Source organism: Rhodopseudomonas sp. BR0G17 (genome assembly GCF_010907025.1).
Lineage (GTDB): Bacteria > Pseudomonadota > Alphaproteobacteria > Rhizobiales > Xanthobacteraceae > Rhodopseudomonas > Rhodopseudomonas palustris_H.
The window spans coordinates 1-24,451 of the sequence record NZ_QUML01000008.1; the positions used below are offsets into that span (position 1 = coordinate 1).

22 protein-coding genes and 1 tRNA gene are annotated in these 24,451 nt (G+C 64.9%); 11 read left to right on the top strand and 12 right to left on the bottom strand.

Annotated elements, in window-relative coordinates; all coding sequences use genetic code 11:
• Both DY467_RS08285 and DY467_RS08290 read left to right on the top strand, forming a co-directional pair.
• Positions 1-657, top strand: a 657-nt coding sequence (locus DY467_RS08285) for a cupin domain-containing protein (protein ID WP_164635244.1), incomplete at its 5' end; no start/stop codon positions are given.
• Between the two features lie 47 nt (positions 658-704).
• Positions 705-2,201 carry a phosphomannomutase/phosphoglucomutase gene (locus tag DY467_RS08290; RefSeq protein WP_164635246.1) on the top strand — a complete coding sequence of 499 codons (1,497 nt, stop codon included), beginning with the start codon at positions 705-707 and terminating at the stop codon, positions 2,199-2,201.
• Positions 2,202-2,327: 126 nt separating this feature from the next.
• Here DY467_RS08290 and DY467_RS08295 read toward each other — a convergent pair whose 3' ends face one another.
• From DY467_RS08295 to DY467_RS08305, 3 genes are all read right to left on the bottom strand, one after another.
• Complete coding sequence (locus DY467_RS08295; RefSeq protein ID WP_246701496.1) at positions 2,328-2,819, bottom strand: hypothetical protein; 492 nt, start codon at positions 2,817-2,819, stop codon at positions 2,328-2,330.
• Positions 2,820-3,326: 507 nt separating this feature from the next.
• Entirely contained in the window at positions 3,327-5,102 is a 1,776-nt protein-coding gene (locus DY467_RS08300) for a thiamine pyrophosphate-requiring protein (RefSeq protein ID WP_164635248.1), read from the bottom strand.
• A gap of 144 nt (positions 5,103-5,246) precedes the next feature.
• Positions 5,247-5,921, bottom strand: coding sequence for a site-2 protease family protein (locus DY467_RS08305; RefSeq protein ID WP_107345121.1), 675 nt, complete (start codon positions 5,919-5,921; stop codon positions 5,247-5,249).
• A gap of 300 nt (positions 5,922-6,221) precedes the next feature.
• On the opposite strand from DY467_RS08305, the gene DY467_RS08310 reads away from it, so the two are divergent.
• Positions 6,222-7,418: a S1C family serine protease gene (locus DY467_RS08310; RefSeq protein ID WP_164635250.1), complete on the top strand. Its 1,197-nt coding sequence runs from the start codon at positions 6,222-6,224 to the stop codon at positions 7,416-7,418.
• Between the two features lie 70 nt (positions 7,419-7,488).
• Positions 7,489-7,701 (top strand): hypothetical protein, encoded by a 213-nt coding sequence (locus DY467_RS08315; RefSeq protein ID WP_013501820.1) that lies wholly within the window; start codon positions 7,489-7,491, stop codon positions 7,699-7,701.
• A gap of 207 nt (positions 7,702-7,908) precedes the next feature.
• On the opposite strand, the gene DY467_RS08320 is transcribed toward DY467_RS08315, so the two are convergent.
• The 4 genes from DY467_RS08320 to DY467_RS08335 form a co-directional block, all read right to left on the bottom strand.
• Positions 7,909-8,757, bottom strand: coding sequence for a transglutaminase-like domain-containing protein (locus DY467_RS08320; RefSeq protein ID WP_164635252.1), 849 nt, complete (start codon positions 8,755-8,757; stop codon positions 7,909-7,911).
• 157 nt (positions 8,758-8,914) lie between these two features.
• Positions 8,915-11,116: a glycogen debranching protein GlgX gene (gene glgX / locus DY467_RS08325; RefSeq protein WP_164635254.1), complete on the bottom strand. Its 2,202-nt coding sequence runs from the start codon at positions 11,114-11,116 to the stop codon at positions 8,915-8,917.
• A 259-nt stretch (positions 11,117-11,375) separates the two neighbouring features.
• Positions 11,376-11,945, bottom strand: a complete 570-nt coding sequence (locus tag DY467_RS08330) for a DUF4142 domain-containing protein (protein WP_164635256.1) — start codon at positions 11,943-11,945, stop codon at positions 11,376-11,378.
• 14 nt (positions 11,946-11,959) lie between these two features.
• The gene (locus DY467_RS08335; protein ID WP_107345116.1) at positions 11,960-12,469 is read right to left on the bottom strand and encodes a YciE/YciF ferroxidase family protein; all 510 of its coding nucleotides are present in this window, start codon (positions 12,467-12,469) and stop codon (positions 11,960-11,962) included.
• 229 nt (positions 12,470-12,698) lie between these two features.
• Between DY467_RS08335 and DY467_RS08340 the strand changes: the two genes are divergently transcribed.
• Both DY467_RS08340 and DY467_RS08345 read left to right on the top strand, forming a co-directional pair.
• Positions 12,699-12,772: transfer RNA gene (locus tag DY467_RS08340), tRNA-Gly, on the top strand.
• 201 nt (positions 12,773-12,973) lie between these two features.
• Entirely contained in the window at positions 12,974-13,744 is a 771-nt protein-coding gene (locus tag DY467_RS08345; RefSeq protein WP_164635492.1) for an exodeoxyribonuclease III, read from the top strand.
• Between the two features lie 8 nt (positions 13,745-13,752).
• On the opposite strand, the gene DY467_RS08350 is transcribed toward DY467_RS08345, so the two are convergent.
• From DY467_RS08350 to DY467_RS08370, 5 genes are read right to left on the bottom strand one after another with little or no spacing between them, the layout of a single operon-like run.
• Entirely contained in the window at positions 13,753-14,529 is a 777-nt protein-coding gene (locus DY467_RS08350) for an enoyl-CoA hydratase-related protein (protein WP_164635258.1), read from the bottom strand.
• Positions 14,530-14,543: 14 nt separating this feature from the next.
• The gene (locus tag DY467_RS08355) at positions 14,544-15,371 is read right to left on the bottom strand and encodes an SDR family NAD(P)-dependent oxidoreductase (RefSeq protein WP_164635260.1); all 828 of its coding nucleotides are present in this window, start codon (positions 15,369-15,371) and stop codon (positions 14,544-14,546) included.
• Positions 15,372-15,394: 23 nt separating this feature from the next.
• Positions 15,395-15,820 (bottom strand): MaoC family dehydratase, encoded by a 426-nt coding sequence (locus DY467_RS08360; protein ID WP_205502180.1) that lies wholly within the window; start codon positions 15,818-15,820, stop codon positions 15,395-15,397.
• Positions 15,817-16,263 carry a MaoC family dehydratase N-terminal domain-containing protein gene (locus tag DY467_RS08365; protein ID WP_107356152.1) on the bottom strand — a complete coding sequence of 149 codons (447 nt, stop codon included), beginning with the start codon at positions 16,261-16,263 and terminating at the stop codon, positions 15,817-15,819. The genes DY467_RS08360 and DY467_RS08365 overlap by 4 nt, the downstream gene beginning before the upstream one ends.
• 10 nt (positions 16,264-16,273) lie before the next feature.
• Entirely contained in the window at positions 16,274-17,458 is a 1,185-nt protein-coding gene (locus tag DY467_RS08370) for a lipid-transfer protein (RefSeq protein WP_107356151.1), read from the bottom strand.
• 126 nt (positions 17,459-17,584) lie between these two features.
• Between DY467_RS08370 and DY467_RS08375 the strand changes: the two genes are divergently transcribed.
• The 5 genes from DY467_RS08375 to DY467_RS08395 all read left to right on the top strand — a co-directional run bounded on the left by DY467_RS08375 (position 17,585) and on the right by DY467_RS08395 (position 24,447).
• The gene (locus DY467_RS08375) at positions 17,585-18,367 is read left to right on the top strand and encodes a TetR/AcrR family transcriptional regulator (RefSeq protein ID WP_164635262.1); all 783 of its coding nucleotides are present in this window, start codon (positions 17,585-17,587) and stop codon (positions 18,365-18,367) included.
• Complete coding sequence (locus DY467_RS08380; protein WP_164635264.1) at positions 18,285-19,841, top strand: acyl-CoA synthetase; 1,557 nt, start codon at positions 18,285-18,287, stop codon at positions 19,839-19,841. Before DY467_RS08375 ends, DY467_RS08380 begins: the two co-directional genes overlap by 83 nt.
• Positions 19,842-20,086: 245 nt before the next feature.
• Positions 20,087-21,388 carry an alpha/beta hydrolase family protein gene (locus tag DY467_RS08385; protein WP_349627623.1) on the top strand — a complete coding sequence of 434 codons (1,302 nt, stop codon included), beginning with the start codon at positions 20,087-20,089 and terminating at the stop codon, positions 21,386-21,388.
• Positions 21,389-21,841: 453 nt separating this feature from the next.
• Positions 21,842-23,194 (top strand): substrate-binding protein, encoded by a 1,353-nt coding sequence (locus DY467_RS08390; RefSeq protein WP_107345106.1) that lies wholly within the window; start codon positions 21,842-21,844, stop codon positions 23,192-23,194.
• 245 nt (positions 23,195-23,439) lie between these two features.
• Complete coding sequence (locus DY467_RS08395; RefSeq protein WP_164635268.1) at positions 23,440-24,447, top strand: branched-chain amino acid ABC transporter permease; 1,008 nt, start codon at positions 23,440-23,442, stop codon at positions 24,445-24,447.
• Positions 24,448-24,451: the final 4 nt, after the last annotated feature.

Genomic DNA, 24,451 nt, shown 5'->3' on the forward strand with positions numbered 1-24,451 from the left:
GTGATGGAGAAGACCAAGCGCGCCGCGGTGGTGCCGGTCGATTGCGGCTGGTCGGACGTCGGATCCTGGCGCGCGGTGTGGGAGCTCACCGCCAAGGATGGCGGCGGCAATGCCGCGCAAGGCCCCGCGGTCTTCGAAGATTCCCGCAACTGTCACGTGTCCAGCGACCACACCCTGGTCGCGCTCGAAGGCGTCGACGATCTCGTCGTGGTCGCGACCCAGGACGCGGTGCTGGTGTCGCGGCAGAAGGACGGCAATGGACTGAAGCGGCTGGTCGCCAAGGTCAAGACGGTAGCGCCCGAGGTCACCGACCACCACGCCCAGGTCCATCGCCCGTGGGGCTCCTATCGTTCGCTGGATTCCGGTGACCGGCATCAGGTCAAGCGTATCATCGTCAAGCCCGGCGAGCGGCTGTCGCTGCAGAAGCACCACCACCGTTCCGAGCATTGGATCGTGGTGCGCGGCACCGCGCAGGTGACGGTCGACGAACTGATCAAGATCATCCACGAGAACGAGTCGATCTACATCCCGATCGGGGCCACCCACCGGCTGGAGAACCCGGGCAAGATCACGCTCGAGCTGATCGAAGTGCAGACCGGCAGCTATCTGGGCGAAGACGACATCATCCGGTTCGACGACGACTATCGTCGGTCGTAAACCGATCGCCGTCCCCGTCGCGCCCTTCCTTGTTGCGAAAGACCGCCATGTTCCCGACGCCGCAGCCGCTTCTGACGGCCAACACCTACGCCTATGAATCCGAGCCGATGGTGAAGCCAACCGGCTTCCGCGAATACGATGCGCGCTGGCTGTTCGGCCAGGAGATCAACCTGATGGGGGTGCAGGCGCTCGGCATGGGCCTCGGCACGCTGATCGCCGAACTCGGCCGGCCGCAGGAAATTGTCACCGGGCACGACTTCCGCGGCTATTCGGCCTCGATCAAATACGCGCTGATCGCCGGCCTGATGGCGTCGGGTTGCAAGGTGCACGACATCGGCCTGGCCGTGACGCCGATGGCGTATTTCGCGCAGTTCGAGCTCGACGTGCCATGCGTCGCGATGGTGACCGCTTCGCACAACGACAATGGCTGGACCGGCGTCAAGATGGGCGCCAACCGGCCGCTGACCTTCGGTCCCGACGAGATGAATCGGCTGAAGGAGATCGTGCTCGGCGCAGCGTTCAAGCAGGGCGCCGGCTCGTATGTGTTTCATCCGAATTTCCCGGCCCGCTACATCGCCGACCTCACCAAGCACGCCAAGCTGAAGCGCAAGCTCAAGGTGGTGGTCGCCTGCGGCAACGGCACAGCCGGCGCGTTTGCCCCGCAGGTGATGGAAGCGATCGGCTGCGAGGTGATCCCGCTCGACACCGAGCTCGATCACACCTTCCCGAAGTACAATCCCAACCCCGAAGACATGGAGATGCTGCACGCGATCCGCGACGCCGTGCTGCAGCACAAGGCTGATCTCGGGCTCGGCTTCGACGGCGACGGCGACCGCTGCGGCGTAGTTGACGACACCGGCGAGGAGATCTTCGCCGACAAGGTCGGCGTGATGCTGGCGCGCGACATGTCGGCGATCCATCCGAACGCGCGCTTCGTCGTCGATGTCAAATCCACCGGCCTGTTCGCCACCGATCCGGTGCTGCAACAGCAGGGCGCCCAGACAGAATACTGGAAGACCGGCCACTCCTACATGAAGCGCCGCACCAATGAGAGCAAGGCGCTCGCAGGCTTCGAGAAATCGGGCCACTTCTTCTTCAACGCGCCGCTCGGCCGCGGCTATGACGACGGTCTGGTGTCTGCGATCGCGATCTGCGAAATGCTCGACCGCGCGCCCGGCAAGTCGATGTCGCAGCTGAAAGACGCGCTGCCGAAGACCTGGTCGTCGCCGACGATGTCGCCGCATTGCGCCGACGAGGTGAAGTATCGCGTGATCGACGAGGTCGTGAAGCACTTCGAAAAAGCGCAGAAGAGCGGCGATAAGGTCGCCGGCCAGCCGATCCGCGATCTTGTCACCGTCAACGGAGTTCGCGTCACCTGCGAAGACGGCAGCTGGGGCCTGGTCCGCGCCTCGTCGAACAAGCCCGAGCTCGTGGTGGTGGTCGAAAGCCCGGTGTCGGAGCAGCGGATGCACGACATGTTCGAGGCCGTGAACGTCGTGCTGCGCCAACATCCCGAAGTGGGTGCGTATAACCAGACGATCTGAGCCCGATTGCCCGGCAGACCGTGCACGGCAAAGACAGCGGCGCTGAACGCCTAAAGGGTGTCTGCAGAGTTCAGGAAACTGCCATATGACAGGGCAGGTTGGCGGCGTCAGCCGTCACCCTCCCCCCTAGGAGGAGGCGGTTGCCGGAGCCAGAGCCACGAGCGAACCGAGGCCTCTGACATATCCGACACGGTCGGCCGGCGTCGGCTGCCACCAATCAGAGATCAGCTGCTCACGTCCTTTATAGTGCGTGATAAGATCAGCAAACGGACGCTCATTCAGCGGGATCGCGGATTCCAGCTTGTAGATCGACCGGGTGCCCTCCTGTGCATCGAGCTCATCGCTGAAACGCTGGATTTCCAGACCGCGATAGTTGGGCATCATGTGAAGGAAGCCCAAATGGGCCAGCCGGCTCAGCTGCAGGAGTTCGATCACCGACAGGTCGACGCGGATGTAGCCCTCGGCCGGTGCCATCATCTCGACGCCTTGCGCCTGGCCCTTCGAACAGCAGGCTTCGCCGATGGCGTCAGCCAGAATCGAGAGCTGAAGATGGTAACGCTCGATATCCTTGGTTTTCAGATGGGGACGTTGGCTGAACATCGCTTTGATGTCGGCCATCGCTTTCGAGACCCCCTCGGGGGTTGCTCTGGCGGCCATTTCGTAGTGGCGGCCGATCCCCCGGACGATCTGCCGGACGCTTCGTCCATGCCCCTAATTCGCCCGTGCTGGTAGTATGATCTAGCCGAAGACCAGCACGCCCACAAAAGGGCGGCCAGAAGGCCGACGACTATCAGCAGAACGATCATTCCAGCCCCCGCTTGAATGTCTCGAAGCAAGCCCCTTAGCGCAGTCCCGTGTCACTGTAGTGAGTTCTGGTAATTCAATGGTAAACTAATCGGCGGCCGCACAAAGTGTCGCGAGGGGTATCGTCCGAGTAATTCCCGTAGGATGATTACATGTGTCCGCGTCGTCTGGGTGCCGATCGGTGAGCTCGATCCGGCCCAAGTATTTCAACGGGGCAGCTAAGAAGTAGCCCCGCTGGGATCGGTCAAGGGGCGGAGAGAGAGCGTGCTGCTTGCGCCGGGACGGGTCAGGCGCGTGCCCCGGTCATTACCCTCAACGCCTTCACCCTTTCCCCGGCAGGACGCTCGCCAGCAGCTCCTTGGCGCTGTTGGTGAGGACGCTGCCGAGTTCGGGTTCGCTGCCCATCATGGTCATGAAGTTCTTGGCGTCTTTCAGCGTGATGTGGGGCGGCAGCGGCGGGACGTTGGGGTCGGTGTAGGCTTCGAGGATCACCGGGCGGTCGGCCGACAAAGCCTCGTCCCAGGCCGCGCCGACGCGGTCGGGGTTGTCGACGAAGATGCCCTTCAGCCCGATCAGTTCGGCGTAGCGGTGATAGGGGAAGTCGGGAATGCTCTGGGTGGACTCGGTCTTGCCGGCGCCGAGCTGGATGCGCTCCTCCCAGGTCACCTGATTGAGGTCGCGGTTGTTCAGCACCAGCACGATCAGCCGCGGGTCCGACCACTGCTTCCAGTATTTGGCGATGGTGATCATCTCGTTGAGGCCGTTCATCTGCATCGCGCCGTCGCCCATGCAGGCAATCACCGTGCGGTCCGGATACGCCATCTTGGCCGCGACCGCGTAGGGCGTACCGGCGCCGAGCGAGGCGAGGCCGCCGGACAGCGATCCCTTCATGCCGCGGCGCATCTTCAGGTCGCGCGCGTACCAGTTCGCCACCGATCCTGAATCGGCGGTGATGATAGCGTTGTCGGGCAACCGCGGTGACAGCTCCCAGAACACCCGCTGCGGGTTGAGCGGTTCGGCGCTCTGCAGCGCGCGGCTCTCCAGCGTCTTCCACCATGAAGCCACACCGCGCACGATGCCGCGCCGCCAAGAGGTCTCGTCCTTCTGGTTCAGCAGCGGCAATAGGGCGCGTAGCGTCCTGGCGCTGTCGCCGATCAGGTTGACCTCCATCGGATAGCGCAGGCTGAGGCGGCGGCCGTCGACGTCGATCTGCACGCCGCGGGCGTCGCCCGGTTTTGGCAGGAATTCGCTGTAAGGAAACGACGATCCGACCATCAGCAGCGTGTCACAGCCCTTCATCAGGTCCCAGCTCGGCCGGGTGCCGAGCAGGCCGATCGAGCCGGTGACGAACGGTAGGTCATCGGGCAGGGCGGCCTTCCCGAGCAGCGCCTTGGCGACGCCGGCCTGCAGCCGCTCGGCCACCGCAATCACCTCGTCGGTGGCGTCGAGCGCGCCGGCGCCCACCAGGATCGCCACCTTGCTGCCGGCGTTCAGCACCTGCGCGGCGGCCTTCAGGCCGGCTTCGTCCGGCACCTGCGCCGGGTAGGCGTGGCCGATGCCGGTGTGGGTGGCGCCGTGCGCCATCGGCGGGTCTTCGTAGTCAAGGCCCTGCAGATCGTTCGGCAGGATCACGCAGGCGACGCCGCGCTTGTCGTGGGCGATCCGCACCGCGCGGTCGATCAGATGGCGCACCTGCGACGGCACGCTGGCGGTCGCGACATATTCGCTGACTTCGCCGAACAGCGTCTGCAGGTCGACTTCCTGCTGATAGTCAGCCCCGATCGCACTGCGCGCCTGCTGGCCGAGCAGTGCCACCACCGGCACGTGATCCATCTTGGCATCGTACAGGCCGTTGAGCAGGTGGATCGCGCCGGGCGCGGAGGTCGCGTAGCACAGCCCGACCTCGCCGGTGAACTTGGCATGCGCCGACGCCATGAACGCGGCCATCTCTTCGTGGCGGACCTGGACGTATTCGATGCGGTCCTTGGCTTTCTCCAGCGCGACGTCGAGACCGCCGACACCATCTCCCGGATAGCCGTAGACCCGCCGCAGGCCCCACTCGGCCAGTCGCTGCCAGACGAATTCGCTCACATTCATGTCGATGACCCGTGTTTGCGCGCGCCGTCGCGGGGCGACGGTGCAAGTGCGGGATCAACGATGGCTTGGAGCAAACGTTGCAGCGCGGTGCGGCAGCGGCGGATGCGGCGCTGCCGGTCTCACTGCCTTTTGAGGTGGCCTTCGTCAGGCCGCGCCGGTGAGGCGCAGGATCGCCTGCACGACGAACTGGCTCGATTGCGCGATGAACTGCGTGGCGATGCCGATGCCGGCCAGCGGCAGGATGAAGATCAGCCCGAGCAGGATCAGCATGCCGTAGGGCTCAACCCGGGCCAGCGGATGGGCCAGCACCCGCGGCAGGATGCCCACGGCGATCCGGCCGCCGTCGAGCGGCGGGATTGGCAGCAGGTTGAAGATCGCCAGCACCACGTTGATCAAGAGCGCGTTGACGAGGTTCTGCGCCAGCCACTGGCCGGCTTCGCCCGGCACATAGCCGACGACGTGAAACGCCAGCGCAGCGACCGCCGCGAGAATGAGATTGATCGCCGGACCGGCTGCGGCGACTAGCACCATGTCGCGGCGCGGATTGCGCAGATTGCGGAAGTTCACCGGCACAGGCTTGGCGTAGCCGAACAGGAACGGCGATTGCATCACCAGCAGCAACAGCGGCAGCAGCACGGTGCCGAACGGATCGATGTGCTTGATCGGGTTGAAGCTGACCCGGCCGAGCATCCAGGCGGTGTTGTCGCCGCACAGCTTGGCCACATAAGCGTGGGCAGCTTCGTGGAACGTAATCGCGATCAGGAGCGGCAGCGCCCAGACCGAGATCACCACCATCATGTTGGACAACGAACCTGTCATGTCGATCCACTCGGGTTGGGATCGATCGGGAAGCCGAAGATCCGAAGCGGGAACCAGCGAGATATAGAAGCCGCGCCGACGCTGCGCCAGCGCCGGCGGCGATGATGGACTCAAAGTAATCCAGCACCTTGCGGCAGGCAGTTGTTTATCTCCTCTTAACCATCGGCACCTTGGGGCGCCGCGACGGAGCGCCGAACCAATTGGTGGAACCCGCCGGAACCTGATGCATTAGCGCTGGCCGGCAAGCGGAACCTGGCTTGCCGCAGCTCCCGTAAGCGTCATCGTTCGAGACACGCCGCCATGACCACGTTGCCGCCGCATGCTCCGCCGCCCCCGCGTCCGCCGGGGCTTGATCCACTGGCCCGCGAGCAGGCCCAGATCCGCCGGGCACAACGCACCGAACGTCTGCTGCGGATTGCGATCGTCTGGCTGCTGGTGCTGGCGACGCTCTGGGTGGCGCAGCCTTATCTCAGCGCGCTGTGGTTCTCTGCGACGGGCCCGCGGACTGTCACGGCGCGCGGTGAGCTGGCGCCGGCCGAGAAGGCGACAGTCGAGCTGTTCAAGCAGGTGTCGCCCTCGGTGGTGCATGTGTTCGCGCAAAGCGGCCAAAAGGTACCGCCGTTTTTCGCGCAGCAGGAAGCGCCGGTGCAGTCCGGCTCCGGCGTGATCTGGGATGCGGCCGGCCATGTGGTCACCAACAACCACGTCATTCAGAATGCCAGCCAGCTCGGCGTCCGGCTGGCCTCGGGCGAGTTCGTCACCGCGCGGGTGGTGGGGACGGCGCCGAACTACGACCTCGCGGTGCTGCAGCTCGAGCGGCCGCACACGCCGCTCCGCCCGATCGCGATCGGCAGCTCGGACGATCTTCAGGTCGGGCAGGCGACCTACGCGATCGGCAATCCCTACGGTCTCGAACAGACGCTCACCACCGGCATCGTCAGCGCATTGCGGCGGCGGCTGCCGACCGCAGCGGCCCACGAGGTACGCGGCGTGATCCAGACTGACGCGGCGATCAATCCCGGCAATTCCGGCGGCCCGCTGCTCGACAGCGCCGGCCGGCTGATCGGCATCAACACTGCGATCATTTCCGGCTCCGGCGCTTCGGCCGGCATCGGCTTTGCGATCCCGGTCGATGCGGTCAATCGCGTCGTCACCGCGCTGATCACCAACGGCAGCGTGCCGGTGCCGGGCATCGGCATCGTCGCAGCACGCGAGACCGAGACCGCGCAGCTCGGCATCGACGGGGTGGTGATCCTGCGCACGCTGCCGGATTCGCCGGCCGCGCAGGCCGGCCTCGAAGGCGCGACCGACGACGGTTATGTCCGCGATGTCATCACGGGGGCCAACGGCACGCCGATCCACAGCATGTCGGATCTCGCCGCGGCCCTGGAAGAGGCCGGGATCGGCAGCGACGTCAAGCTGACGGTCGAGCGCGACGGGCGCAGCCGGACGGTCACCGTGAAGGTCACCGACATCTCGCAGCGTCGGCGCACCTGAAGCACCGCTCGACGTCCCAATCGGAACGATTGCCCCCGCCGCCGATTGTTGCAGCAATTGGAGGTGAGCGATGGGAAAGGCGTATTACGACATCATCGGCAGCGACAACCGTTGGGGCATCCGCCACGACGACGATCCGACCGGCGACTATTCCAGCAAGGAAGCGGCGTTCGAGGCAGCCTGCGCCGCGGCGTCCAACGCGATCAAATTCGGCCACGAGGTGCGGATCACCGTGCCGGGCAACGAAGGTTCGGAAACCAATCTCGGCGTGATCACGAACTGAACGGCATCGTTCGAAGTTAGAAGAGGTTCTGTGTCTCAGGCGGCCGGGTGCAAGCTCGGCCGCTTTTGCCGTTGTGAGGAGTGACAGTTTTGCGTCATTGCGAGGAGCGAAGCGACGAAACAATCCGGACGCTCCGAGGAGGAGCCTGGATTGCCTCGCTGCGCTCGCAATGACGGAAAGGTGGTTTTCAAAAGATTGGGGGACGCCTCACGCCACCTTTGGCAGTGGGGCCGTTGTCGCCGCGGCCTGATCGGTCACCTCATGGGTGATCACTTCGAAGTTCAGCAGGTTCGCGGTGCCAAATGATGTGGAAATCGCGACGTCGGCGGCGTCGCGGCCGCGGGCGATGACGATGCGGCCAATCCGCGGGGTATTGTGCCTCGCGTCGAAAGTGTACCAGCGGCCGTCGAGATAGACTTCGAACCACGCCGAAAAATCCATCGGTGCCGGATCCTGCGGCACGCCGATGTCACCGAGATAGCCGGTGCAGTAACGGGCAGGAATGTTCATGCAGCGGCACAGGGCGACCGCAAGATGCGCGAAGTCGCGGCAGACGCCGATCTGTTCGGCATGACCTTCGGAGGCGGTGCGGTCGTTACGGGCGAACTGATAGCCGAAGGTGATGCGATTGTGGACGTAGTCGACGATCGCCTGCACGAGCTCCCAGCCCGAGGTTATGCCGCCGAACAGTGACCAGGCGAGGTTCGACAGCTTGTCGGTGTCGCAATAGCGGCTACCGAGCAGATAGATCATCACCTCGTCGGGCAATTCGGCGACGGGGATTTGACGGGCGCCGGGTGCTGCCTCGTCGGGCAGCCCGGAGTCCTCGATCAGGAAGTCATTGCTGATATCGATGCGGCCGGGGGGCGCGACGATCCGGGTGCAGACGTTGCCGAACATGTCCGTGAAGTCGTGCGCGGGCACATCGGGCGACAACTTGATGACATGCTCGCCGATCACGTGCTGGGCGCGCGACGGATGCACGCTGAGCAGCAGATTGATCGGCGTTTCCTGGAAGCAGTGGAAAGCGATGTTGTATCCGGCTCGAATGATCACCTGCAAAGCTCCGTTGCTGATCGAGAAAGGGCCGATGCGATCGGCCCGTGTTGTGTTCTCAATCGCGGAACGAACCTGGTGTTCCCGATCAGGTGTGTCGACGGTTGCGCAAATTAGTGGCAGCACGCCGGCGATGAAACGGCCGGCGTGCTGCAGCTTATTCGGTCAGGCCGAACAGCAGAACGGACCGTGCGGTCACTTGATAAACCTCGCCGCAAGCGAACTGCTCGTCCGGAATGCCGCTCGGCAGGTTGGTGTCGATCAGCAGCGACCACTTCGAGCCGTGCGGCACCTCCGGCAGGGTGAATTCGACGACGCCGTCGAAGCTGTTCATCACCAACAGCACGGTGGCGTCCTCGCCGTGCCGGCGGATGCCGGTGGTTGGGGCGCGGCCGTCGAGCAGCATGCCGAAGCATTTGACGTTTGGATCGTCCCAATGCTCCTGCTGCATCTCGCCGCCATTGGCGTTGATCCAGGTGACGTCGCGAACTTCGAGAGCCTCGTCGTATTGGCCGGTGAGGAACCGGCTGCGTCGCAGCGTCGGATAGGTCCGGCGCAATTCCAGCAGCCGTTGGGTGAAGGCGCGCAGATGCTGCGCGGCCTCATCATGGTCCCAATGCACCCAGGAGATCTCATTGTCCTGGCAGTAGGCGTTGTTGTTGCCGTTCTGGGTGCGGCCAAACTCGTCGCCGGCGAGCAACATCGGCGTGCCCTGCGCGAGCAGCAGTGTCGCCAGCAAGTTGCGCTTCTGGCGTTCGCGAAGGGCGAGGATGGTCTCGTCGTCGGTTGGGCCTTCCGCTCCGCAATTCCACGAGCGGTTGTCGGAATGGCCGTCGCGATTGTCCTCGCCATTGGCCTCGTTGTGCTTGTCGTTGTAGCTCGCCCAGTCATTCAGGGTGAAGCCGTCATGCGCGGTGATGAAGTTCACGCTCGCCCAGGCGCGCCGGCCCTGGCGGTTGAACACGTCGCCGGAGGCCGACAGCCTCGGGGCCAGCGCGGCCGCCGGAGCTTCGCCGCGCCAATAGTCGCGCACGGTGTCGCGGAATTTGTCGTTCCACTCCGCCCAGCCCGGGGGGAATCCGCCGACCTGATAGCCGCCGGGGCCGCAGTCCCACGGCTCGGCGATCAACTTCACCGAGGCGAGCAGCGGATCCTGCATCACCGCTTTCAGAAAGCCGCTCTGCTCGTCGAAGCCGTAATGCTCGCGCGCCAGGATGGTGCCGAGATCGAACCGGAAGCCATCGATGTGCATTTCGCCGGCCCAGTAGCGCAGACTGTCATTGACCATCTGGATCACGCGCGGATGCGTGAGATTGACGGTGTTGCCGGTGCCGGTGTCGTTGATGTAGTAGCGCTTCTGCTCCGGCAGCAGCCGGTAATAGCTGGCGTTGTCGATGCCCTTGAACGACAGCGTCGGGCCGAGTTCGTTGCCCTCGGCAGTGTGGTTGTAAACCACGTCGAGAATCACGGCGAGGCCGACATCATGCAGCCGCGCCACCATCTCCTTGAACTCGCGCAAGCTGTTGGGCACGTCGGCGGCGTAGCGCGGATCGGGCGCGAAGAAGCCGATGGTGTTGTATCCCCAATAATTCACCAGGTCCTTGTCGAGCAGATAGCTGTCATTGACGAAGGTGTGGATCGGTAGCAACTCGACGGCGGTGATGCCGAGCGAGGAGATGTAATCGACCACCGGTTTGGTGCCGAGGCCCGCGTAGGTGCCGCGCAGATGTTCGGGCACCTCCGGATGCAGCTTGGTAAAACCCTTGACGTGGGTTTCGTAGATGATGGCCTGGTCCCACGGCACGAATTTGCGGCCAGGTTCGCCCTTCCAGTCAAAGTCGGGATCGACCACCACGCATTTCGGCACGAACCGGGCGCTGTCGCGCTCGTCGAAGGTGGTGTCGTCACCGCTCTCCATCACATAGCCGAACACGGCCGGATCCCAGGTCAGCGAGCCGGCGTGGGCGCGCGCATAAGGATCGAGCAATAGTTTGTTGGGATTGAAGCGGTGCCCGTTCTCCGGCTCGTACGGGCCATACACGCGATAGCCGTAGAAGGTGCCTGGACCGACATCGGGGATGTAACCGTGAAACACCTCGTCGGTGTATTCGGGCAGCTCGATCCGCCGCTCGGTGTCGCCGTCGAAAAGGCAGACCTCGACCCTGGTGGCGTTGGCGGAGAACAGCGCGAAGTTGGTACCATTACCGTCCCAGCACGAGCCGAGCGGGAAGGGCAGGCCTTCACGAACGGTAGAGGAGTCGTTGACCACCTGATAGGGCGGCGGACCTTCGGGCTTGGTCGGCGTTTCGGGGGCGGTGGTTTCCGCCAGCGGCTCGAGCGTCTCGGTCGCGTCGGTCATCGCCCGGCCTCCGTGATGAGAGAGGCGGCGCCGGCGCAAAGCGCCCGGTCGAGACGGAAAAACGCTGATCGTGTCGTCATTTGATTACGGTCCCCCAAAACGATCTTCACCGACAATGCGGGAAGCCGGAATCCGGTTCCAACATCCGGAAGAACGGCGCCCGCCCGTGTGCATCAGGTCGGGCCCCGCGGGGGCCGGTCCGTCGTTGCTGGCCCGGCAGCGCGAATCTGCCGGGCCGATGTTCTAGCTTCCCTCCGCGTTACTTTGCGGCTTTGGACGACTGCGAGGTGGTGTTGGTGCGGTCGCGCTCGAGCTGCTGCGCCATCTCAAGATGGTGCTGCAGCTTCGGCAGCGTGGTGCCGGCCCACTTCTTCAGCGCGTCATTGTCGCCTCCCTTGGAGTAACGCTCAAACAGCGAGACGGCGTCCTTGTGGGCGGTGACCTGCTGCTCGTCGAAGGTCTCGCTGAATTCGGCGCCGTTGGCGTTCTTCAGCTTGTCGAGCTTGCTTTGATGGGCGGAGTCGAGGGCGGTCGGAAGCTCGGCCTTGACCTTGCCGTCCGATACCATCGCCTTCAGCTCGCTGGAGGTCTTGGTGTGATCGGCGATCATCTGCTTGGCGAACGCCTGCTCGGCGGCGTTGCCCTTGCGCTCGGCGAGCTGGTTCGACTGAATCTCGAACATGTCGCTGATCGCCACCTGCTTGACGAAATCCGCCGTGGACGGCGAGACGCCGAGCACCGAATTGATGCCGGTCTTCTCGGTGACCGATTGTGCCAGCGCAGGGGTGGCGACCAGCAGACAGCCGAGAACGAGTGCGGTCCGGTTCATGCGATTGTTTCCTTTCAGCTTGCGGCTTTACGATTGACGCCCTTGCGGAGCGCCACGGTGTTGAGCTTGGTGTTGGCGGCCTTTTCCTCGTTCAGATTGGTGGTGAGGAAACGCACGATGTCGTCGTGGCCGAGCTCCTCGGCCCACGCGATCAGGGTGCCGTAGCGGGCGATCTCGTAATGCTCCACCGCCTGCGCGTTGGCGACGATCGCGGCGTCGAGCACGGTCTTGTCGGCGATCTCGCCGGCGGTCTCGTCGGATTCCTTGATGAGGCCGTCGATCGCCGGGCAGTTCACGCCCGATGGCGTCTCGCCGAGCTTCTTGAACACCTGGTCGAGCCGTTCGATCTGCTTCTGGGTCTCTTCCAGGTGCGCCTTCAGGCCCTGCGACAGGTCGCGGTTGGTGGCCTGTTCGATCATCTTTGGCAGCGCCTTAGTGATCTGCTGCTCGGCGTAATAGATGTCGCGGAGGCCGTGCAGCAGCAGGTCCTCCATCGTCTGAATGTCCTTGCTGAAAAATCCCATCGTCGCCTCCGCCCAAATGGTCCGCGTCCCGCGGCTCGACCGGAGAACCGGGGACGGTCGATTCTGTTCCGTCGCGTGGCAAGCGCCGGGGGCGGGCGGCTGCTGGGCCGGGGCAAGACGGGTCGGGCAGCGCTCCGGCGAACTGTCGGGCAATCGGACGCCAGAAGTTGGTGGCGCGCCGGCGAGGGGAGTTGAGAGCCCCGGGCGAACGTGTTACGGGGGCTGCATCGCGGGTGTAGCTCAATGGTAGAGCAGCAGCCTTCCAAGCTGAATACGAGGGTTCGATTCCCTTCACCCGCTCCAGTCTCCGATCAAAATTTGATAGATATTGCTAAGGCTTACGGTTTTTAAGCCGGGTCTCCGTTTGCCTCTTGCTGGGCAGCCGGACGTTCAGGGCGCAAATCGGGCGCAGGCCCGCGCGCCGTCGCGGATCAATCCGGCAGCGCTGGCGTTGCTCAGGCCGTGGACGTGCTGAGGCGCGGCAGCGAGCGGGTGCGGAGCGGCGTGAAGATCGCGACCTTCAACGTCAACAATGTCAACAAGCGGCTGCCGGTGCTGCTGGCGTGGCTGAAGGCGGCGCGGCCGGACATCGTCTGCTTGCAGGAGTTGAAGGCGGCCGACGCGGAGTTTCCGGAAGCGGCACTGCGCAAGGCCGGCTATGCGGCGGCGTGGGTCGGGCAGAAAAGCTGGAATGGCGTCGCGATCCTCGCCCGCCGCCGCGAGATCGTGGTGACGCGGCGGCGGTTGCCCGGCGCGCCGCAAGACAAGCAGAGCCGCTACATCGAGGCGGCGGTCGCCGGGATCATCGTCGGCAGCCTGTACGCGCCGAACGGCAATCCGCAGCCAGGACCAAAATTCGACGATAAGCTCGCCTGGCTGAAGCGACTGAACCGCCATGCGGCGACACTGCTGAAGAGCGGGGCGCCGGTGGTGCTGGCGGGCGATTTCAACGTCGTGCCGACGCCGGCCGATATCTACCCAACCAAGTCATGGGACAAGGACGCGCTGGTGCAGCCGGCGGCGCGCAAGCTGTTCGCGGCGCTGCTGCGCCAGGGGTGGACCGATGCACTACGGCACTGCCATCCGGACGACGCGCCCTATACGTTCTGGTCGTATTGGCGAAACCGGTACGAGCGCGACGCGGGCTTGCGGATCGATCACCTGCTGCTCGATCCGTCGCTGGCGGTGCGGCTGAAGCGGGCCGGTGTCGATCGCAAGGTGCGGGCGGCACCGCAGGCGAGCGATCACGCGCCCGCCTGGATCGTGATCGATTGAACGCGACGTCAGCGGCCGGTGAAGTTCGGCGCGCGTTTCTCGACGAAGGCGGCGGCGCCTTCGCGCAGGTCGGCGGTGACGAAGGCACGGCCCTGCTGTTCGGCTTCGTCGTCCAGCACCTCGGCGAGCGGGGTGCTCCATGCCGCTTCGATTTGGCGCTTAATCAGGCCGATGCCGATCGGCGGTCCGGCCGCGAGTTGCTCGGCGATTGCCATCGCTTCGTCCATCAGGCGCTCATCGTCGATTGCCTGGAAGATCAGGCCGGATTGCTCGGCCTGTTCGGCGGACAGCGGACGGCCGAGCAGCGCCAGTGCGCGGGCGCGGGCGACGCCGATCGCCCGTTGCACGAACAGCGAGGTGCCGGCATCGAGCGCGGCGCCGAGCTTGACGAAGCTGAGCACGAATTTCGCCGAGCGCGCCGCCACAACGATGTCGGCGGCGAGCGCCAGGCCGACGCCGGCGCCGGCCGCGGGGCCGTTGACCGCGACGACGATCGGCTTTGCCGCGCTGCGCATCGCCTCGAGCACCGGGCTGAGTTCGGCGCGCATCCACGGCGCGACCGCCGCGCCGGCTTCGAACGTCTCGCTACCGAGCGCCGCGCCGGCGCAGAAGCCTTTGCCGGCGCCGGTGAGCAGGATGGCGCGCACCGCATCGTCGGCGAGCGCCGCGTTCAAGGCGGCGCCGAGCTCGCCGAGCAGGCCGCGGCGCATCGCGTTGTATTGCGCCGGGTTGTTCAACGTCAGCACCGCGACGGCGCCGCGCCGTTCCGACAGAACCAGGGTCATCGCCGTATGTCCGCTTACAGGATCAAGCCGCCGCCGCAGACCAGCACCTGGCCGCTGACGTAGTTGGATTCCGGGCTGCAGAACAGATACACTGCGTCAGCCGCTTCCTCCGGCGTGCCGCCGCGCCCGAGCGGGATCATCCGCGCCATCGCGTCCAGCATCTGCGGCTGCACGCCGACCTTGATGTCGCGGCCGGCGACGTCGATGGTCTTCTGCTGCGCCTCGATCGGCTGGGTGAGGCGGGTGTTGATCAGGCCGAACGCGACGCAATTGACGTTGACCTTGTAGCGGCCCCATTCCTTGCACAGCGTGCGCGTCAGTCCGACCAGCGAGGCCTTGGCCGACGAGTAGCTGGCTTGGCCGGCATTGCCGTAGAGCCCGGCGATCGACGAGATGTTGACGACTTTGCGGAACACCTCCCGACCGGCTTCGGCTTCCTTCTTGGCGAAGATCCGGATCGGCTCGGCGGCGGCGCGCAGGATGCGGAACGGCGCCACCAGATGCACGTCGAGCATCGCCTGGAATTGCTCGTCGGTCATCTTCTGGATCGTCGAGTCCCAGGTGTAGCCGGCGTTGTTGACGATGATGTCGAGGCCGCCGAATTTTTCCACCGCGGCGCCGACGAAGCGATCGGCGAAGCCGGCTTCCGAAACGCTGCCATTGATCGCGATCGCGTCGCTGCCCATTGCCTTGATCTCAGCAGCGACGGCGTCGCCCGGCTCGGCGTCGAGGTCGTTGACGACGACCCGCGCGCCTTCGGATGCGAGCTTCAGCGCGATGGCGCGGCCGATGCCGCGGCCCGATCCGGTGACCAGCGCCACCTTGCCTTGCAGTTTGGCCATGAGGTTTCCTCGAATGCTTGTTGTTATGACAGGGCGACGATCGCTTCGCCGGCGAGCTTGATCTCGCCGGTCTGGTCGCGGGCGGTCAGTGCGAGTCGGGCGCGGCGCTCGCCGCCGGCCTCGATCAGTTCCGTGACTTGGCCTTCGCAGGTGATCTCGGCGCCGAGCTGGGTGATCGCCGCGAACCGCGTCGAGAAGCTGCGGATCCGGCCCGGCGGCACGGCGTCGCTGAGTGCCTGGCCGAGATAGCCCATCACCAGCATGCCGTGGGTGAATACGTCCGGAAAACCCGACGCCTTGGCGAAGTCGATATCGACGTGGATCGGATTATGATCACCGGAGGCGCCGCAATACAGCGCCAGCCGGTGGCGGTTGATCGCGGGGAAGCGCTTGTGGACGATGCGGTCGCCGACCGCGGGAGAGGTGGTCATGTCCATCGTGTCGGTCATCCGTTACGCACCACGATGGTCCGCGTCGTATCGGCGACGTGAACCCCGTGCTGATTGGTGACGGTGGTTTCGACGCCGATCAGCGTCATCGCACCGCCCTTCTTGTCGGTGACGCTGGTCACCTGGGGGCTGAACGTCAGCGTGTCGCCGACCATCACCGGGGCATGGTAGGTGAAGCTCTGCTCACCATGCAGCACCCGGCCGAGATCGATCTGAAGCGCAGTGAGAAACTCGAACGGTTTTTCGTTGTCGAGCATCTCGAGGCAAAACAGATAGGTCGGCGGGATCGGCGGCGCCGCGAAGCCTTCGGCCTTGGCCGCAGCGGCGTCGCGATAAACCGGATTGGTCTCGCCGAGCGTGTCGAGGAAGTAGCGCAGCCGCCCGGCCTCGACATGGGCAGTCACCGGGGTGAACCGGCGACCGACAGCGGATTGATCGACCATGAGATTTGCCTCACGCGCGCTCGTACAGCGTCACCACGCAGGCGCCGCCGAGACCGAGATTGTGCTGCAACGCGCGCTTGGCGCCGTCGACCTGGGTCGCCTCCGCGGTGCCGCGGAGCTGCCGGGTCAGCTCGTAGCATTGTGCGAGGCCAGTGGCGCCGAGCGGATGGCCCTTCGACAGCAGACCGCCCGACGGGTTGGTGACGAACTTTCCGCCATAGGTGTTGTCGCCGTCGGCGATGAACTTCTCGGCGCCGCCTTCGGGGCACAGCCCGAGCGCCTCGTAGGTGATCAGTTCGTTGTGGGCGAAGCAGTCGTGCAGCTCGACGACGTCGATGTCATCCGGTCCGACGCCGGCGTCCTCGTACACCTTGGTGGCCGCAGCGCGCGCCATGTCGTAGCCGACCACGCGCATCATGTCGTGCGCTTCGAAGGTCGACGCCGTATCGGTCGTCATCGCTTGCGCGGCGATGCGAACGTCGGTGCGGAGGCCGTGCTTCTTGGCGAAGGCTTCGGACACCAGCACCGCGGCGGCGCCGCCGCAGGTGGGGGGACAGGCCATCAGCCGGGTCATCACGCCCGGCCAGATCACTTGGTCATTGAGCACGTCGTCGGCCGAGACCTCCTTGCGGAACAGCGCCAGCGGATTCTTCGCCGCGTGACGGCTGGCTTTGGCGCGGACCTTGGCGAAGGACGACAGCGGGGTGCCGTATTTCTGCATGTGGCTGAGGCCGGCACCGCCGAAATAACGCAGCGCCAGCGGCACGCCCGGGGCGTCGATCAACTGATCGGCGGCGGCGTCGAAGTCCTCGAACGCGCTGGGGCGATCGACGAACACCGAGCCGAGCGCGCCGGGCTTCATCTGCTCGAAGCCGAGCGCCAGCACGCAGTCGGCGGCGCCGGAGGCGATCGCCTGCCGCGCCAGGTACAGCGCGGTCGAGCCTGTCGAGCAGTTGTTGTTGACGTTGACGATCGGGATGCCGGTCATGCCGACCTGGTACAGCGCGCGCTGACCGCAGGTGGAGTCGCCATAGACGTATCCGACGAAGGCCTGCTGGATCGCATCGTAGCCGAGGCCGGCGTCGCGCAAGGCCAGCCGCGCCGCTTCGGCGCCCATCAGGTGATACGGCTCGTTTGCGCCCGGCTTGACGAACGGGATCATGCCGACGCCGGCGACGTGGACGGGTGACGCCATTGTTTTCTCCCTAAACTTACCCATTGGACTTTTCATTACCCATGAGTAATATATGCGAGCTGCTGGCGAGTCAATCGATCGGCGCCGGATCAGTTACTTGCCAAATTGCTGCCTGCGGAATTTGTGATGAGCGGACACGCCGCCGACGACCGATCGCCCTGGATGCCGTTCGAGAGCCGCCGCCGCGCCCGCGACGAAAAGCGCGAGGCAGTGCTGCGAACGGCGGTGCATCTGTTCCTCGAACAGGGCTATCATCGCGCCACGCTCAACGAAGTGGCGGAGCGGCTGAACATCACCAAGCCGGCGCTGTACAATTACTTCCGCAGCAAGGAGGAGATTCTGTTCGAGTGCTGGGCGCTCGGTCAGGAGCAGGTCGACGAGATCATTGCGGACATCAGCCGGTCTGGTGACGACGGACTTGGCAAGCTGCGCGCGCTGGTGCGCGCCTATGCCGCAACGATGGCTACGGAGTTCGGTGCCAGCATGGTGCGGTTCAATCCGCGCGACCTGTCGCCGGAGAACGAGAAGACGGTGCGCGCTGCCAAGCGCGGCATCGACCAGACGTTCCGCCGCTTCATCGCGGAGGGCGTCGCCGACGGATCGATCAAGCTGTGCGATCCGAAGCTCACCGCGTTCGCGATCGCCGGATCGCTGAACTGGATCGGCCATTGGTATCAGCGCGACGGCGCGCTGTCGCCGGAGGCGATCGCCGACGAATTCGCGATGCGCCTCACCGAGGGGCTCGCCACCCGATCAACCAAGAAGAAGAGCGCCCTTCAGGCGCCTGAAGGCAACAACAACAGGAAACGACCCAAGGGAGGACATCATGAACATCACCCACGGCCTGCGGCGCGCGTTGCAGATCAACCCGGAAGGGCTGGCCACCGTCTACGCCGGCCGCCGACGTAACTGGCGCGAGGTCGGCGACCGCGTCGCGCGGCTCGCTGCCGGCCTGCGCGCCAGCGGTGTCGGCGAGGGCGAACGCGTTGCCATCCTGTCGCTGAATTCGGATCGCTATCTCGAAATGTATCTCGCTGCCGGCTGGTGCGGCGGCGTGATCGTGCCGCTCAACATCCGCTGGAGCGCGCTGGAGAACGAAGACGCGCTGCGCGACTGCCGCGCGGTGGCGTTGGTGGTCGATAAGGCCTTTGCCGCGACCGGTGCCGCATTGGCGCAGGCGATCCCGTCGATGGCGCTGATCTATGCCGACGAAGGCGATGTGCCGGCCGGCATGCAGAGCTATGAGGATCTGATCGCCACTCACGCGCCGATTCCGGATGCGATGCGCAAGGCCGAGGATCTCGCCGGCATCTTCTACACCGGCGGCACCACCGGCCGCTCCAAGGGCGTGATGCTGAGCCACGGCAATCTGATGGCGAATGCGCTCAATGCGCTGGGCGAGGGGCTGTTTCCCGGGACGTCTGTCTATCTGCACGCCGCGCCGATGTTCCACCTCGCCAACGGCGCCGCGATGTATTCGCTGCTGCTGTCGGGCGGCTCCAACGTCATGATCCCGTCGTTCACGCCGGAGGGCGTGATGCAGGCGATGCAGAACGAGCGGGTCACCGACGTACTGCTGGTGCCGACCATGATCCAGATGTTCGTCGATCATCCGGCGCTGAAGAATTACGACCTGTCGTCGCTGAAGAACATCGTGTACGGCGCCTCGCCGATCAGCGAGGCCGTGCTGGCCCGCGCTTCGGCGGCGCTGCCGAAGGTGCAGTTTACCCAGGCCTACGGCATGACCGAGCTGTCGCCGATCGCGACGCTGCTGCATTGGAAGGAGCACATCGGCGAGGGCAAGGCCAAGGGGCGGCAGCGCGCCGCCGGCCGGGCCACGCTGGGTTGCGAAGTGCGGATCGTCGATGCCGAGGATCGCACCGTGCCGTATGGGACGGTCGGCGAGATCTGCGTGCGCGGCGACAACATGATGATGGGCTATTGGGAGCGGCCGGAGGAGACCGCGCGGGCGCTCGCTGGCGGCTGGATGCACACCGGCGACGGCGGCTACATGGACGAGCACGGCTTCGTCTATGTCGTCGACCGGGTCAAGGACATGATCATCTCCGGCGGCGAGAACGTGTACTCGGTCGAGGTCGAGAACGCGGTGGCGCAGCATCCTGCGGTGGCGCAATGCGCGGTGATCGGCATTCCGCACGAAGCGTGGGGCGAGCAGGTCCACGCGGTGGTGGTCACCAAGGCCGGCGCCACCGTGACGTCGGAAGAGTTGATCGCCCACTGCAAGGCGTTGATCGCCGGCTACAAGTGTCCGCGCAGTGTGGAGATCACCGAGACGCCGCTGCCGCTGTCCGGTGCCGGCAAGATCCTCAAGCGTGAACTGCGCCAGCCGTATTGGGAGAGCCGCGAACGTCGCGTCAGCTGACGCGGCGGCAGGCTGCCACACTATCCGCGCCGCGCGGGATCGCCTCGATTGAGGCGTTTCCCGCGCGGCGTTTTCTTTGCGCTCTGCATGCTCGGTCACTGGCGCGCGCTACACTGGCGCGATCGTCGATTCGTCCTTGCTCGAGATCCGAGGCCCTCCCCATGCCGGCGCTTTTGAATCACCTGTCCGTCCCTGCTCAGTCAGAGGCAGCCTCAGGCGGGATCGACCGGCAGCGTCGGTCTCTGGTGTTCGGTGCCGCGGCTACCGCTGGCGCTGTCGCGCTCGGCTTCAGCCCGGCACAGGCGGCGGTGCGGCGCCCCTCACTGCGATCCGGAATCGACATATCGGCGCGGGTCAGCGCTGCGCGGCTCGACGCCGAGGTGGCCAAGGCGTTCGCGCTGTTCAACGCCCCGGCGATCCTGCCTGCCTTCGATGCTGCCACCGCCGGTGCACAGGTTGACGTCGATCTGCACCGGATCGTGACCACGACCCGTGTTCCCGAGACTGGTGAGCGGCTGAGTGTCAGCGGGCTGTTGGCGGTGCCGGCCGGCAAGACCGGCGAATTGCCGCTGCTGTCCTGGCAGCACGGCACCATCCTGTCGTTCGATCAGGTCCCGTCGAACCTGACCAAGCTGGCCGATCCGGCGTACCAGCTCAGCGATGCGGCGGATTCGCTGGAGACGCTGTTCAACGTGCAGCGGTTCGCGGCGCGCGGCTATGCGGTGGTCGCCGCCGATTATGTCGGCAAGGGTCCATTCCGCAACGGGCGAGGCGAGGGCTACGCGGTCAAAGGCGTCAGCGTCCAGACCTGTCTCGACATGCTGGCGGCGGGCGAGGTGGCGATGAAATCGCTCGGCCTGAAGCCGTCAAAACTCTTCCTGCACGGCTGGTCGCAGGGCGCGCTCAACACCCAGTGGCTTCATCAGGCGCTGCGCCGCCGGTCGCGACCGATCGCCGCCACCGCGGTCGCCAGCCCGTTCAACGATCTGAATGAAGCCTGGAGCTACTGGGCCGGCGCGCAGAGCTTCGCGCTGCCGGCCGGCACGACGTCCTATCCGGCGCTGCCGAATTGGATCTCGCTGTGCATGATCGTTGCGTTGGGCAGTTACGAGCTGAACTATCGCCTCAGCGGTCTGCTCGACAGCGCTATCCGCCCCGAATACCGGGCGATGGCCCGCAAATACTGGGGTGACTACAAGGTCGTGGCCGATCCGCAGCAGCCGTTCCCGACTGGCTCCGATCTGTTGGTGCCGGGCTTCTTTGAGCGCGCCACCGACGATCGCAACAGCGCCTTCCTGCGTCACCTCGCAGCCAATCGGGCTTCGTATTGGCGCTACGATTCGCCGATCCGGTTTCACTATGGGCTCGCCGACGAAGCGCTGCATCCGGCGATGGTGTATCGGGCGCTGTCGGCCGGCGGTCGCCAGGCTGTAGGAATCCCGACTGCCAACGCGAGCCATCGCGCGACGTTTCTCGCGGGGCTGTATGGCGATGCCGCCAGTCTCGGCGGCGCGGAGAATGTGCCGACCTGGTTTGGTAAATTCTAAACGATCCTCACACTCAGAACTGTGCGGTATCGGACATGATGTCGCGGGCGTGCATAGTCCAACGCTCGCTTGAGCGACCAAACGTCACATAAATTGGCGGATGCCGATGCGGAGACGTCCGAGTTGTTATTTGGTGCAGCGCGATATGTGACAGTTGTGACAACGCTGCAGTGACTGATCTGCCGACGCTTTCTGATCAATATGCACAATAGTTACTGTGACGAGTTGTCACGACAAGCTGACGATTAGTTCTGTCAACCGCGCGAGCAATTACCTTCGCTGCGAACTGATCGACGCTCCTTAGACAAAAGGAGCGGTTGACCCTATTGGACCCGCTCTCCAAGACTTCGGCTCCGCTGCCACCAAGAGCAGCCTGGGCATCGATCAGCGTGTGAGCGCGACGACCCGAGACTAACAAGAAGACTTCCCGAGGAACCCGAGGAGAGACGCCCCATGGCCGACAAAAAATTTATCATCGACCGCAGAACTGCGCTCAAGACCGGCTTGGCCGGTGCTGCCGCCCTTGCCACGCCGAGCTTTTTCATCCGCGACGCCTGGGCCGACGATTTCTGCAACATCCCGAAGGGCAAGGAAGTCGTTTTCGGCTTCAACGTTCCGCAGTCCGGCGCCTATGCCGACGAAGGCATGGATGAACTCAAGGCCTATCAGCTCGCGGTGAAGCACCTCAACGGTGAGGGCGACGGCGGCATGCTGAAGACCATGAAGCCGCTGGCGCTCAAGGGCAACGGCGTGCTCGGCAAGAAGGTCACCTTCGTTTCGGGTGATACCCAGACCAAGGCCGATCAGGCGCGCGCCACCGCCAAGCGCATGATCGAAAAGGACGGCGCGATCATGATCACCGGCGGCTCGTCGTCGGCTGAAGCGGTCGCGGTGCAGTCGCTGTGCCAGGACGTCGGCGTGATCTTCATGGCCGGCCTGACCCACTCCAACGACACCACCGGCAAGGACAAGCGCGCCTACGGTTTCCGCCACTTCTTCAACGCCTACATGTCCGGCGTCGCGCTCGGCCCGGTGCTGGCCGAAGCCTATGGCAAGGACCGCGTCGCCTATCATCTGACCGCCGACTACACCTGGGGCTGGACCCAGGAAGAGTCGATGAAGGACGCGACCGAGAAGCAGGGCTGGAAGACGGTCAAGGCGGTCCGCACCCCGCTCGGCGCCGCCGACTTCTCGCAGTACATCACCCCGGTGCTGAACTCCGGCGCCGACGTGCTGGTGCTGAACCACTACGGCAAGGACATGATCAACTCCTTGACCCAGGCGGTTCAGTTCGGCCTGCGCGACAAGATGGCGAACGGCAAGAAGTTCGAGATCGTCGTGCCGCTGTTCTCCGAGCTGATGGCGCAGGGTGCCGGTGATGCGATCAAGGGCATCTACGGCACCGCGAACTGGGACTGGAAGCTCGAAGACGCCGCCACCAGCGCCTTCACCAAGTCGTTCGGCGCCGCTTATGGCACCCCGCCGTCGCAGGCCGCGCAGACCTGCTACGTCCAGGCGATCCTGTATGCCGACGCCGTCGAGCGTGCCGGCACCTTCAATCCGTCGAAGGTGATCGCGGCGCTCGAAGGCTTCGAGTTCGACGGCCTCGGCAACGGCAAGACGCTGTACCGCGCCGCCGACCATCAGTGCTTCAAGGACGTGCTGGTGGTGCAGGGCAAGGAAAAGCCGAAGGACAAGTTCGACCTGCTCGAAGTCAAGAAGATCGTGCCGGCGTCGCAGGTCACCTACGACCCGAGCATCTTCGGCGGCGAACTTGGCTCCAAGGACGCCAAGGCGTGCGGCTGATCTGATCCGGCCGGGCTGCGAGCTGCGGCCCGGCGAGCAGAATCGTGACCGGTCGGCTGAGCCACGCGGCGCAGCCGACCGCCACGTGTCTCTTGAGCAGCAATAAAGCGCGTACCGCCTCTGACCGATGGTCGGGCGACAGTGACTGCAAAGTTTGTATTGGCCCGCCGGCCGTGGTCGGTCGCCGGGGAATTTCGATGGACGCGCGCCATGGTGCCGCGGACACAGGGGGAGATTGACCACGCATGGACGCGATCGTTCTGCAGATCCTGAACGGCCTCGACAAAGGAGGGGCCTATGCGCTGATCGCGCTCGGGCTGACCTTGGCCTTCGGCACGCTCGGCGTGGTGAATTTCGCCCACGGCGCGCTGTTCATGCTCGGCGCGTTCTGCGCCGTGGTGTTCAACAAGCTGCTGACGCTGGAAATCGTCAAGATTGATCCGACGCGGACGACGCCCTGGGGCTCGCCGCTGGAGGTCAAGACGCCCTACGTGCAGTCGATGCTCGGCGACTGGGGCAAGGTGCTGATCGATTACTCGGTGCCGGTGTCGATCCTGCTCGCGATCCCGGTGATGCTGCTGATCGGCATCCTGATTGAGCGCGGCCTGATCCGGTTCTTCTACAAGCGCCCGCATGCCGACCAGATCCTTGTCACCTTCGGCCTTGCCATCGTGCTGCAGGAGATCGTCAAGCACTTCTTCGGGGCCAATCCGATCGCGCAATCGGCACCGGCGCTGTTCTCCGGTTCGCTGCAGATCACCGAGGCGATCGTCTATCCGTACTGGCGCATCGTCTATCTGTGCTTCTCGCTGGTGTTGATCGGCGCGGTGTTCGCATTCCTCCAGCTCACCACCTTCGGCATGGTGGTGCGCGCCGGCATGCAGGACCGCGAGACCGTCGGTCTGCTCGGCATCAATATCGAGCGGCGCTTCACCATCGTGTTCGGCCTCGCAGCGATCGTCGCCGGCCTCGCCGGCGTGATGTACACGCCGATCGTGCCGCCTGACTATCACATGGGCATGGACTTCCTGGTGCTGTCGTTCGTCGTCGTCGTGGTCGGCGGGATGGGGTCGCTGCCGGGTGCGGTGCTGGCCGGCTTCCTGCTCGGCATCCTGCAGTCGTTCGCCTCGATGAACGAGATCAAGGGCCTGCTGCCCGGCATCGACCAAATCATCATCTATCTGGTCGCCGTGGTGGTGTTGTTGGTGCGTCCGCGCGGATTGCTGGGACGCAAGGGCGTGATGGAGAGCTGATCCG

Bases quoted from the DNA above. Each gene is read 5' to 3' on its own strand.
- DY467_RS08380 (WP_164635264.1), top strand. From the start codon at position 18,285: ATGAACATCACCCACGGCCTGCGGCGCGCGTTGCAGATCAACCCGGAA.
- DY467_RS08300 (WP_164635248.1), bottom strand. From the start codon at position 5,102: ATGAATGTGAGCGAATTCGTCTGGCAGCGACTGGCCGAGTGGGGCCTG.
- DY467_RS08330 (WP_164635256.1), bottom strand. From the start codon at position 11,945: ATGAACCGGACCGCACTCGTTCTCGGCTGTCTGCTGGTCGCCACCCCT.
- DY467_RS08310 (WP_164635250.1), top strand. From the start codon at position 6,222: ATGACCACGTTGCCGCCGCATGCTCCGCCGCCCCCGCGTCCGCCGGGG.
- DY467_RS08360 (WP_205502180.1), bottom strand. From the start codon at position 15,820: ATGACCGACACGATGGACATGACCACCTCTCCCGCGGTCGGCGACCGC.
- DY467_RS08370 (WP_107356151.1), bottom strand. From the start codon at position 17,458: ATGGCGTCACCCGTCCACGTCGCCGGCGTCGGCATGATCCCGTTCGTC.
- DY467_RS08290 (WP_164635246.1), top strand. From the start codon at position 705: ATGTTCCCGACGCCGCAGCCGCTTCTGACGGCCAACACCTACGCCTAT.
- DY467_RS08375 (WP_164635262.1), top strand. From the start codon at position 17,585: ATGAGCGGACACGCCGCCGACGACCGATCGCCCTGGATGCCGTTCGAG.
- DY467_RS08365 (WP_107356152.1), bottom strand. From the start codon at position 16,263: ATGGTCGATCAATCCGCTGTCGGTCGCCGGTTCACCCCGGTGACTGCC.
- DY467_RS08335 (WP_107345116.1), bottom strand. From the start codon at position 12,469: ATGGGATTTTTCAGCAAGGACATTCAGACGATGGAGGACCTGCTGCTG.
- DY467_RS08355 (WP_164635260.1), bottom strand. From the start codon at position 15,371: ATGGCCAAACTGCAAGGCAAGGTGGCGCTGGTCACCGGATCGGGCCGC.
- DY467_RS08295 (WP_246701496.1), bottom strand. From the start codon at position 2,819: ATGGCCGACATCAAAGCGATGTTCAGCCAACGTCCCCATCTGAAAACC.
- DY467_RS08305 (WP_107345121.1), bottom strand. From the start codon at position 5,921: ATGACAGGTTCGTTGTCCAACATGATGGTGGTGATCTCGGTCTGGGCG.
- DY467_RS08390 (WP_107345106.1), top strand. From the start codon at position 21,842: ATGGCCGACAAAAAATTTATCATCGACCGCAGAACTGCGCTCAAGACC.
- DY467_RS08350 (WP_164635258.1), bottom strand. From the start codon at position 14,529: ATGACCCTGGTTCTGTCGGAACGGCGCGGCGCCGTCGCGGTGCTGACG.
- DY467_RS08395 (WP_164635268.1), top strand. From the start codon at position 23,440: ATGGACGCGATCGTTCTGCAGATCCTGAACGGCCTCGACAAAGGAGGG.
- glgX (WP_164635254.1), bottom strand. From the start codon at position 11,116: ATGACCGACGCGACCGAGACGCTCGAGCCGCTGGCGGAAACCACCGCC.
- DY467_RS08315 (WP_013501820.1), top strand. From the start codon at position 7,489: ATGGGAAAGGCGTATTACGACATCATCGGCAGCGACAACCGTTGGGGC.